Origin of the sequence: Micromonospora sp. NPDC047753, assembly GCF_040642735.1 — a bacterium.
In the GTDB taxonomy this organism is placed as follows: domain Bacteria; phylum Actinomycetota; class Actinomycetes; order Mycobacteriales; family Micromonosporaceae; genus Micromonospora.
Map to the genome: position 1 here is coordinate 1 of NZ_JBEYSL010000288.1, position 8,656 is coordinate 8,656.

Below are 8,656 nucleotides of genomic sequence, written 5' to 3' on the forward strand. Positions count from 1 at the left end.
TGCCCATCAGCGCGAAGCCGACGGTGAGCAGCGCCGACCCGATCACCAGGTACCGCTTCCAGCGGCCGGTCTTGCTGATGACCCGCCCGATGACCGTGGAGGCGACCAGCAGGCCGAGGATCATCGGCAGGGTCATCAGGCCGGACATGGTCGGGCTCTGCCCACGGCTGATCTGGAAGTACTGGCCCAGGAAGATCGACGCGCCGAACATGCCCACACCGACCGCGATGCTGGCGACCACGGCGAGGGTGATGGTGCGGTTGCGGAACAGCCGCGGTGGGATCATCGGCTCGGCGGCCCGGGTTTCGACCCGGATCGCCAGCGCGCCGAGGACCAGGGCACCGACGACCATCGCGGCGGTCTGCCAGGACGCCCAGGCGAACTGGTCGCCGGCGAGCGAGACCCAGATCAGCAGCAGCGAGACGGCGGCGGTGATCAGGGTGGCGCCCCACCAGTCGATCTGCGCCTTCCGCTTGACCACGGGCAGGTGCAGGGTCTTCTGGAGCACGATCAGCGCGATGATGGCGAACGGCACGCCGACGTAGAAGCACCAGCGCCAGCCGAGCCAGGAGGTGTCCACGATCACGCCGCCGATCAGCGGGCCACCGATGGTGCCGACGGCCATCACGGCGCCGAGGTAGCCGCTGTAGCGGCCCCGCTCGCGCGGCGCGATCATCGTGGCCATGATCACCTGGGCCAGTGCGGTGAGGCCGCCTGCGCCGACGCCCTGGAGCACCCGGCAGGCGATCAGCTCACCGGTGCCCTGGGCGAGGCCGGCCAGCACCGAGCCCAGCACGTAGATCCCCAGCGCGAGCTGGACGAGTGTCTTCTTGTTGGTCAGATCGGCCATTTTGCCCCAGATTGGGGTGGTTGCTGTGGTCGCGAGCAGGGCCGAGGTCACCACCCAGGTGTACGCGGACTGGCCGCCGTGCAGTTCGGTGATGATCCGCGGCAGCGCGTTCGAGATGACCGTGGAGGAGAGGATCGCGACGAACAGACCCAGCAGCAGGCCGGAGAGTGCTTCCAGGATCTGCCGGTGGGTCATGTCGACGGCGGCCGCCCGCGTGGGGACTGTGGCCTGGCTCATCGTGTGTTGCCTCCGAGCGGAGTCGATGTGGAACGGCGGCGGGCTGGTACGCGTGGGCCGCCTGAGAATTGCCTGAGGCAACCGTATGTCTTGGTTGCCTGAAGCAACAACTTGTCGGACCGGCGCGCTATTCCCCCTCGCGATGCCTACTGCCAGGAGTCGTTGAACCGGCCGAGCAGCCGGGCGAACTCCTCGACGTCCCGCTCCGGCCAACCGTTCAGGGCACGCAGAAACTCACCCAGTCGCGCCGAACGGGCAACGTCGAACCGGCGCTGCCCCTCCTCGGTCATGCTGATCTGCGCGGCCCGCCGATCACTCGGATCGGGGTCGCGGTGGACCAGGCCGAGGACCTCCAACGCGTTGATCTGCCGGCTCAGCGTGCCCTTGCCCACGCCCAGCCGCGCCGCCAACTCGGTCAACCGGATCGACCCGCTACGCCGCAACCACAGCAACAACCCGTAGGTGTTCGGCTCCAGATTCGGGTGTACCTCCCGGGCGATCTCCCAGGAGACCGCCCGCCCACGGCGCAACAGAGCGGTCAACTCGTGCTCGACCGCCCGGATCGGCTCCGGCAGGTGCTCGTCCACGGCGTAGAGACTACGGCGCGGCCGGCTCGCCGTCGCCGGAGAGTCGACGCCGCATCACCGGGCGTAGGTGCCCGTCCTTCGTGGTGCCCTCGATGACCACGTCCGCCCCGCGCCCCTGATGGGTCAGAGTGGCCACCGCGTTGCCGAAGTACGGGCCGGCCAGCTTGCGCCAGCGCACCCCCGGCCGGCGTACGCCCGCCGAACGGGCCAGCGCCCGGGTGGCCCCGGCCGGACCCGGCGACCAGCCCAGTTTCATCAGTGGGCGAATGCCCGCCGGCACCTGGTTGTGGATCGGCGAACAGGTGAGCTGGTGCACCGGAGTGACCACCGCTGGGTCCGCGAACCGGGCCCGCGCCACGTACGAGTGGTGCACGTCACCGGAGAGCACGCTGATCGACGCCGGTGGGGCGTACGCCGGGCCGGCCCCGATCCGCGCGCCGGACTGCCGCGGCGTGCCGGTGCCGATCCTTGCGAACGTCTCCGCGAGCGCCTCGAAGGACCGCCGGAACGCCGCCCAGTGCTCCAGGTCCAGCGCACGCCGCAGCTTCTCCGCCCCGCGCGCCACCCACGGTCGGCGTGAGTCCGCCAGTTTCTCGTTCCACGCCTCGATGTGGTGGATGCCCTGCGGCAGCAGCCAGGGCAGCGAGGCGCCCACCACCAGGTGGTCGTAGACCCCGTGCGCCTGGTCGAGGAACCAGGCCCACTCGCCGGGCGGCAGCATCGCCCGACTGTTGGGCTCGAGCACCCGGCTGCACCGGTTGTCCAGCATGACCAGCCGGGTCCGGCCCAGATCCAGCGCGTAGCTCCACTGATACTGCACCGCGCGCCAGCGCTCAGTGTCGTGCGCCAGGTCGGACTCCTGGTCGACCCGGTGGCCGAACTCGCGCAGCACGCTGGTGGCGTCCTCGGCCGCGGCGACCTTCGCGAAGACCGGATCGGCGACGATCTCGTCGGGGGAGAGATTGCCCAGGTGCTGGTAGACCCAGTACGAGGCGAGCCCGCTGCCGATCCGCTCCGCCCACCACGGCTGCTCGCGTACCTCGGCCCGCCACGCCGCCGAGGTGTTCCAGTCGTCGATGATCTCGTGATCGTCGAAGATCATCACGCTGGGCACCGTGGAGAGCAGCCAGCGGATCTCCGGATCACGCCAGGACTCCAGATAGAGCTTGGTGTACTCGTCGAAGCTCACCACCTGGTCGGCCGGAGCGCCCTTCGGTCGCCGCCGCCGTCGACGCAGCAGCCGGCGGACAGTGGGCGAGGTGACGTCGGCGTAGACCTGGTCACCGAGCAGCACCAGCAGGTCGGGCAGCGGGTTCGACTCCGGGTCCGCCATCAACCGCCGGGCGTACGCGTCCAGCGCGTCGGGTGGCAGCTTGCGGGTGGTGGCGTGCTGGGTGGTCTCCCGGCACGAGCCGAAGATCAGATTGACCGGCTGGTCCCGGTCGTCGACGGCCCGGGTGCGGATCACGCTCGGCGGGAACCCGCTGCTCGGCACCGGCCAGACGAGCTCGTCGTCGACGAGCACCTCGTAGGTGGTCTCGCTGTCCGGGGTGAGCCCCTCCACGACCACGAGGGCGTAGTGGTGGTCGTACGCCGAGAAGGTGGGCGCGGTGCCGGTGGCGCCGTCGGCGGTACGGACGGTGACCACGGCGGGCCCGGCGGTCTCTACCCAGATGGTGGCCCGGGTGTCCACGACTCGCCGCAGGAGTGGGCCGATGAGGAGGTGTGCGGCGGACATGGCGCGAGCCTACCGCCGGATTCCGGGCACCGGCTGCGGGCCGTGGCTGAGATGCTGGGCACCGCCCAGGGGGCGGTGGCTGAGATGCTGGGCATCGCCCAGGGGAGCGGTTGCTGGGACTCCGTGCACGGCTCGGGGTGCGGTGGCTGGGACGCCGCCGCCGGCATCTGACAGGATTCCGGCATGGCCGAATATCTCGTCCTCGCTCTGGTCCTGCTCGGTGTGCTGATCGCCGGCACAGTCGGGCTGGTCGTGCCGCGCCTGCGGCGACGACCCGAGCCCCCGCTGCCGCGCACGGAGGTCGACACCAGGGCTGAGGAGGACCTCGCCGGCCCGCCGGTCGAGGCACCGGAGTCCGATCTGTCCACCGGCGTCCTGGTCGAGCCGCCACCGGTGCTCGAACCGCAGGTCGAGGTGCCCGAGCCGACCGCCGGGCGGCTGGTCCGTCTCCGCTCGCGGCTGTCCCGCTCACAGAACGTGTTCGGCAAGAGCCTGCTCGGCCTGCTCGCCCGTGACCACCTCGACGAGGACGTCTGGGAGGAGATCGAGGACAGCCTGATCACCGCCGACGTCGGCGTCGACGCCACCCGCGACATCGTCGACCGGCTTCGCGAGCGCACCCGGGTGCTCGGCACCCGCTCGGCCTCCGAGCTGCGGGCACTGCTCGCCGCCGAGCTGGTCAACGCGCTCGACCCGAGCCTGGACCGCTCGTTGCGCACCGCCCCCAAGGACGGCGTGCCGGCGGTGGTCCTCGTCGTCGGCGTCAACGGCGCCGGCAAGACCACAACCTGCGGCAAGATCGCCCGGGTGCTGGTGGCCGACGGTCGCAGCGTGCTGCTCGGCGCGGCGGACACCTTCCGGGCCGCCGCGGCCGACCAGCTGGAGACCTGGGGCTCGCGCGTCGGAGCGGAGACCGTGCGGGGGCCCGAGGCAGCCGACCCGGCCAGCGTCGCGTTCGACGCCGTCAAGCGCGGCATCGACACCGGCGTGGACACCGTGCTCATCGATACCGCCGGCCGCCTGCAGAACAAGATCGGCCTGATGGACGAGCTGGGCAAGGTCAAGCGCGTGGTGGAGAAGCAGGGCCCGATCGACGAGACACTGCTCATCCTGGACGCCACCACCGGGCAGAACGGCCTGGAGCAGGCCCGGGTCTTCACCGAGGTGGTCAACGTGACCGGCGTGGTGCTGACCAAGCTCGACGGCACCGCCAAGGGCGGCATCGTGATCGCCGTGCAACGCAAGCTCGGCATCCCCGTGAAGCTGGTCGGCCTCGGCGAAGGCAAGGACGACCTGGCCCCGTTCGACCCGGCGCAGTTCGTCGACGCGTTGCTGGGGACCGAGGCCACCGGCCGGGACGCGTAGTCTCGGGTGACCACTGACGATCGCGCGTACGCGGGCTGGCGTGACCCGGGCCATCCTTCGCAGCGCCTCGGGAGACCGTACGTGACTTCGCAGGAGATCCCGCTGCACGGCGGCAACGTGAGCACCGTTGTCCGTGTGGGTGACACGGTCCGGCGCAACGCCGGGCCGTGGACCCCGTCCGTGCACGCGCTGCTGCGCCACCTGGAGTACGTGGGGTTCACCGGAGCCCCCCGGGCCCTCGGGATGGACGAGCGCAACCGTGAGGTGCTGTCGTACCTGGAGGGGGAGTGCGGAGAATATCCGCTCGCCCCGCACTGGGTGACCGACGAGGCCCTGGTCACCGTCGCCACGATGCTGCGCATGTTCCACGACGCGCAGTACGGCTTCACTCCCCCGCAGGCGGCGGTCTGGCGCTCGTTCGGGCCCCCACCGCCGGACACCGAGGTGATCTGCCACCACGACGCCGCGCCGCACAACGTGATCTGGCGTCCGGACGGCACCCTCGGGCTGATCGACTTCGACCTCGCCTCGCCCGGAGCGCGGATCTACGACGTGGCGTACGCGGCCTGGACCTGGGTGCCGATCTTCGCGGACCGCGACTCGATCACGCTGGGCTGGAAGAACCCGGACCGCCCTCGCCGCCTCCGGCTCTTCGCCGACGCGTACGGGCTGATCCCCCGGGACCGGCACCGGCTGATCCGGACCATCCGTAAACGGATCGTGGACCACGTCGAGGGGATCCGCCGGATGGCCGCCGCCGGTGAGCCGGCGTTCGTCCGGATCGTGCACAAGGGCCACCTGCGTCGACCGATGCGCGATCTGCGACTGCTCGACTACGAGCGGCACACCCTGGAGAACGCCCTCCGCTGAGCGCCGGTCCGGCGATGCTCGGCCGGACGCGTCACGCGCACCGGTCGATGCCGTTGACCGGTCAGCCATCGACGATCGCCGTCCGGTCGATCCACAATCGTCCATGCTGACGACTGTGCGGAGTTCGTGACACGTCCGAAACAACCCGTCACGAAACGGAAACCCGCACGGGACCCAAAGTGAAACAGGCGGCCGCGAAGCTTCCGCGCAACCGGCCTACGGGCGACGCTGCCCCGGAAAGCCGCGAAGGAGGACTTCACCTTTAGGAGGCCAGCGTGCCTGAAGCACCGACGATCGACGGCGCCAATACTACGTGGCTGCTGGTTTCGACCGCGCTCGTGCTGCTCATGACCCCCGGACTGGCGCTGTTCTACGGCGGCCTCAACCGGGCCAAGGGCGTACTCAACATGATGATGATGAGCTTCTCGGCTATCGGGCTCATCTCTATTCTGTGGTGGTTCTACGGATTCAGCGTCGCCTTCGGGACCGACGTGAACGGCTTCTGGGGCGACCCGGGCGCGTACCTCGGCACCAAGACCTTCCTCGCCGAAACCGACCTGTGGGGTGCCACGGCGGAGAACCCCAGCGGCATCGGCGTCCCGCTCTACGTGTTCATGGCCTTCCAGATGGTCTTCGCGGTGATCACCGTCGCGCTGATCAGCGGTGCCATCGCCGACCGGGCCAAGTTCGCCGGCTGGCTGCTGTTCGCCTTCGGCTGGGCCACCCTGGTCTACTTCCCGGTCGCCCACTGGGTGTGGGGCGGCGGCATCATCGGCGCTGACATCCACGCGTTGGACTTCGCCGGTGGCACCGCGGTGCACATCAACGCCGGTGCGGCGGCCCTGGCCGTTGCCCTGGTGCTCGGCAAGCGGCTCGGTTGGCCGCGGGAGGGCATGAAGCCGCACAACATCCCGCTGGTCGCGCTCGGTGCGGGTCTGCTGTGGTTCGGCTGGTTCGGGTTCAACGCCGGCTCCGAGCTGACCGTCGACTCGGTCGCCGGCCTCGCCTTCATCAACACCCAGCTCGCCACGGCGGCTGCGGTGCTCGGCTGGATCGCTGTCGAGTGGATCAAGGACCGGAAGCCGACCATGGTCGGTGCCTCGTCCGGCGCCGTCGCCGGCCTGGTCGCCATCACCCCGGCCTGCGGGTTCATCGCCCCCTGGGCGGCCGTCCTGCTCGGCGTCGTCGCCGGCGCGGTGTGCGCGCTCGCCATCAGCCTCAAGTACAAGCTCGGCTACGACGACTCGCTCGACGTGGTCGGCGTGCACTTCGTCGGTGGTTGGATCGGTTCGCTCTGGCTCGGTCTCTTCGCCACCAACTCGGTCAACGCCGCGATCACCGACGTGGTGGGCGCCTCCGACGGCCTCTTCTACGGCGGCGGCGCGACCCAGCTCGGGCGGCAGGCCCTCGCCGGCCTGATCGTCACCGTCTGGTCGTTCGGCATCGCCTGGGTGCTGGCCTTCGTCATCGAGAAGACGATCGGCTTCCGGGTCAAGGGTGAGGACGAGGTCGAGGGCATCGACATCGCCGAGCACGCCGAGAGCAGCTACGACCTGTCCCCGGCCGGTGGCGGCACTGGTGGCGCATTCGCGATGGCCGGCATCGGCACCCCCGGTGGCGGCACGACGAGTGGTGCCAAGCCGGAGGCGGAGCCCGCCGAGCCGGTCAGCGAAAAGGTCGCCGGTTAACGTTCCTGGGATGGAGGGGTTGGACATGAAGCTGGTGACCGCAGTCATCAAGCCGTACCAACTGGACGCGGTGATGGCGCGCAGGGCGCCCAGGAGCACGCCGGGGCGGGCCAGGGAGTGCGGGTGTTCGCGCATGGAGACGACGTCGTTGAACCGCCGCGCGGTCACCACGTCCGTGACGGTCGCGGCGATGACCTGGCTGCTGGCCCAGCGGGAGAACCGGTAGCCGCGCGGGTAGGGCCCGTCGACGTGGGGCAACGCCAGGTCCGCCGAGGTGGAGAGCGACCAGGCGGCGTCCACCACGACCTTCTGGAGCGCGAGGTAGTGGCGCGCGGGCGCCCGCAGATCCGGGCCGGACCGAAGGTACGTCGACAGGCAGGCCGCGTGCAGGGCCGCCGCCGTCATGCCCTGCCCGTACACCGGGTTGAACGACGCGACGGCGTCGCCGACGCTGATCAGGCCGGCCGGGAACCGCTTGAGCGCGTGGAAGTCCCGTCGTCGACTGTCGGCATGGTGGTAGGTCTGGACGTCGCCGATCATCTCCTGGTCGGCGACCTCGCCGAACTCCGGTGGGAACTGCTCGCGCAGGCGGCGGACGAAGTCATCCGCGGTACGCCCCGGGCGGTCGTTGCCGTAACCGGCCATCATGGCCATCCACCGGCCGTCCTCGATGGCGAAGAACGCGGCCCCGGCCACGTCCATCCCCGATTTCGGCGTGTTCAAAGCCAGGACGACAGTCGAGGCCGGGGTGACCTCCGGACGGCGGAACAGGGCTGTCGCATAGTTGAGGTGCACTGTCATCCGCCGGGTGACCGGCCGGTCCCAGTCGGCCTGCTCCAGCCAGTCCGAGAGTCGGCTGGACCGTCCCATGGCGTCCACCACGAGGTCGGCGCGTTCGACCCCGGGCACCCCATCGACCTCGCAGCGGACCCCGGTGACCGCGGTGCCGTCGAACACGAGGCCGGTGGCGCGGGCGGTGATCGTCTTGACGTTGGGCAACCGGAGCACCTGCTGGCGGATCAGGCCCTCCAGCAGCGGTCGACTGCCCGCCAGACTGTCGGCGTCGTCGGGGACGACGACCTTCAGACGCCCGTCGAGGTAGTTGCGCCGGGCCTCGGGCGGCGCCTCGACCGCTCCGCGCGCCAGTGCGTCGTCGCGGAATCCGGGGAACAGGCGCTCCAGTTGGAAGAGGCCGCCGGGCAGCAGCGCGTGCAGCTGTGTCCCCTGGGGTACGCCGGGCCGCGCGCCGGTCATGATCATCATCGCCCGGGGTGGCGGCGGCATCGAGGACCTGCTGCCCTTCTCCGACGAGGCGCTCTGT

At 70.4% G+C, this 8,656-nt stretch carries 9 protein-coding genes; 6 read left to right on the forward strand and 3 right to left on the reverse strand.

Annotated elements, in window-relative coordinates; translation table 11 throughout:
- From ABZ749_RS22420 to ABZ749_RS22430, 3 genes are all read right to left on the reverse strand, one after another.
- Nucleotides 1-1,087: MFS transporter (locus ABZ749_RS22420; RefSeq protein WP_357230642.1), on the reverse strand; the 1,087-nt coding region annotated here is incomplete at its 3' end.
- Between the two features lie 146 nt (nucleotides 1,088-1,233).
- Complete coding sequence (locus ABZ749_RS22425) at nucleotides 1,234-1,674, reverse strand: MarR family transcriptional regulator (RefSeq protein WP_357230645.1); 441 nt, start codon at nucleotides 1,672-1,674, stop codon at nucleotides 1,234-1,236.
- Nucleotides 1,675-1,684: 10 nt separating this feature from the next.
- A complete protein-coding gene (locus tag ABZ749_RS22430) occupies nucleotides 1,685-3,412 on the reverse strand; it encodes an alkaline phosphatase D family protein (protein ID WP_357230648.1) in 1,728 nt (575 codons plus the stop codon).
- A 42-nt stretch (nucleotides 3,413-3,454) separates the two neighbouring features.
- On the opposite strand from ABZ749_RS22430, the gene ABZ749_RS22435 reads away from it, so the two are divergent.
- The 6 genes from ABZ749_RS22435 to ABZ749_RS22460 form a co-directional block, all read left to right on the forward strand.
- The gene (locus ABZ749_RS22435) at nucleotides 3,455-3,583 is read left to right on the forward strand and encodes a hypothetical protein (RefSeq protein ID WP_357230651.1); all 129 of its coding nucleotides are present in this window, start codon (nucleotides 3,455-3,457) and stop codon (nucleotides 3,581-3,583) included.
- Nucleotides 3,584-3,595: 12 nt separating this feature from the next.
- Entirely contained in the window at nucleotides 3,596-4,777 is a 1,182-nt protein-coding gene (gene ftsY, locus ABZ749_RS22440; RefSeq protein ID WP_355005254.1) for a signal recognition particle-docking protein FtsY, read from the forward strand.
- A 6-nt stretch (nucleotides 4,778-4,783) separates the two neighbouring features.
- Entirely contained in the window at nucleotides 4,784-5,647 is an 864-nt protein-coding gene (locus ABZ749_RS22445; RefSeq protein WP_355005253.1) for an aminoglycoside phosphotransferase family protein, read from the forward strand.
- 275 nt (nucleotides 5,648-5,922) lie between these two features.
- Nucleotides 5,923-7,335, forward strand: coding sequence for an ammonium transporter (locus tag ABZ749_RS22450; RefSeq protein WP_357230654.1), 1,413 nt, complete (start codon nucleotides 5,923-5,925; stop codon nucleotides 7,333-7,335).
- A 10-nt stretch (nucleotides 7,336-7,345) separates the two neighbouring features.
- On the forward strand, nucleotides 7,346-7,561 hold the full coding sequence (locus tag ABZ749_RS22455; protein ID WP_357230657.1) for a hypothetical protein: 216 nt from the start codon (nucleotides 7,346-7,348) through the stop codon (nucleotides 7,559-7,561).
- Between the two features lie 158 nt (nucleotides 7,562-7,719).
- A partial coding sequence (locus ABZ749_RS22460; protein WP_357230661.1) for a hypothetical protein occupies nucleotides 7,720-8,656 on the forward strand: 937 nt, incomplete at its 3' end.

Coding starts and splice junctions, on each gene's coding strand:
- ABZ749_RS22455 (WP_357230657.1), top strand. CDS start 7,346: ATGGAGGGGTTGGACATGAAGCTGGTGACCGCAGTCATCAAGCCGTAC.
- ABZ749_RS22430 (WP_357230648.1), bottom strand. CDS start 3,412: ATGTCCGCCGCACACCTCCTCATCGGCCCACTCCTGCGGCGAGTCGTG.
- ftsY (WP_355005254.1), top strand. CDS start 3,596: ATGGCCGAATATCTCGTCCTCGCTCTGGTCCTGCTCGGTGTGCTGATC.